The sequence below is a fragment of the Paraglaciecola sp. genome, assembly GCF_030730205.1.
Lineage (GTDB): Bacteria > Pseudomonadota > Gammaproteobacteria > Enterobacterales > Alteromonadaceae > Paraglaciecola.
This window is the reverse complement of record NZ_JANQVQ010000322.1, coordinates 1-1,620: the sequence shown is the minus strand read 5'-3', so window position 1 is coordinate 1,620 and position 1,620 is coordinate 1. Positions and strand designations below refer to the sequence as shown.

Sequence of the window (1,620 nt, the reverse complement as noted above, 5' to 3'; positions counted from 1 at the left end):
AAGATTAGTAACGCAGGTACATGACAAAGCTTTGGGACAATACAACCCTAGCGTTGCTCGCTCAATTAGCTTTTTGTGATACTGACTGCGTAGCAAGGTCTTTTTTGCACACCAGTACAATCAAATAAACCATGGCGAAGGGCGGAAACAACGCGAGGAGTACCCCAATTACGGTCGCGGCGATAGGGGTCTGAGTTTTACGACGGCCAAGGTAGTAACTCAATGCACCAATGAGTAGCACAAAAACAACCATAATTTCGCCAAGCAGTGTGGCACTAATATTCATTGTAACTCTCTATGTTATGTAAACGTGAACTGACATTGAGTCACTTTCTAACCAACTCATTTTCAATTGGATGATATCTTAAACCTTATCAACTCAAAAGTATCAGCTTCTGTGGTGATTTTATTTCCCACCCCAATAATGACTTCTCTTGCTCCAGCACCAATAGCGAGTTCTCGTAATACACGATCTTCTATTGTCGATAAGCCACCTTCTGTTTTTTCAATAAGTTACTAAGTTACCACCTATTTAAACGATATTGATAACATACCGAGTTGATCGCCCACCACCAGCTAGCTGAACCAAACACTGCTTAGCCACTAAATCAGCAAGATCACGAGTCGCGGTGGCTTTACTCACATCAGCTATGCCTTGATATTTGCGAGCGTTGATACCTAACTCAAATTCTTCGCCAAATGAATCAAGTAAGCGGTTTAATACTTTTACTTGCCGCTCACTTAATACGGTTTGACTGTGTTGTTGCCAGCCTGTTTCTTTTATAAAGCCCAACGGTAACTCAACACAGTCATCGCTTTGACTCATTACCGCCCCAGGATGGCCCTCAGCAATGCGCAATAATGAACGTAACAAGGCTAATTTATAGGTAGAAGATTTATTATCATTCACCACTATATTGCGAATTAAGGGGAAAGCCCCTGTACCATCATCGGGTAAAGTGAGCACTACAGTTTGCCAACTCACTTCCTTACGCCCGAGTTTGTCTGTTTCAGCCTTCGCGGTAGCTAACTCATAAGACAAACCAAACTTACTGGCTAATTGCGCGTGCTCTGAAACTGAAACGTCATACATCACCCGCTCGTCGTGACACTCGCCATGGCGCAACGAAATGACTAATTTTCCGTTAGGTTTTAATAGAGCACTGAGGTTTCTGAAGGTTTTTTCGCGGCTAGATGGCGCAATGTGCATCCACACCGCACTAAGCAAAATTAAATCGAATTTAATTTGCAGGGCAAAAACTTTCTTTAGTTCAGGCAGAGTATCGTCAAGCCAATGGATATTAGGGTGGGGTTTAGTAATACGTGCCAACGAACGCATACCCTCGGCGGGTTCAACCGCAACAACACTCAAACCTTTATTGGCTAGGTAAGCCGCATCACGACCAGAGCCAGCGCCAACATCAAGCACCCGACCTTTGTTGGGCAAATGGCTTAGCCAATCGCTGTGCACATCAGTAAAACTGACATTGTCATATTGCGCACTTAAACTCTCAGCCTGCTTCGAATAATATGTAATATTGCTGTCGCTCAAACGGCTTCCTGACTTTTTGAACGGTAAAAAACCAAACTACATGACTTTGTGCGCTTGGGCTAGTGAAT

2 protein-coding genes are annotated in these 1,620 nt (G+C 43.6%); both read right to left on the bottom strand.

Going from position 1 to position 1,620, the window contains the following annotated elements:
- Positions 1 to 61: 61 nt before the first annotated feature.
- Entirely contained in the window at positions 62 to 286 is a 225-nt protein-coding gene (locus NWQ57_RS21320; protein ID WP_306024208.1) for a hypothetical protein, read from the bottom strand.
- A 246-nt stretch (positions 287 to 532) separates the two neighbouring features.
- A complete protein-coding gene (locus NWQ57_RS21315) occupies positions 533 to 1,552 on the bottom strand; it encodes a bifunctional 2-polyprenyl-6-hydroxyphenol methylase/3-demethylubiquinol 3-O-methyltransferase UbiG (protein ID WP_306024206.1) in 1,020 nt (339 codons plus the stop codon).
- Positions 1,553 to 1,620: the final 68 nt, after the last annotated feature.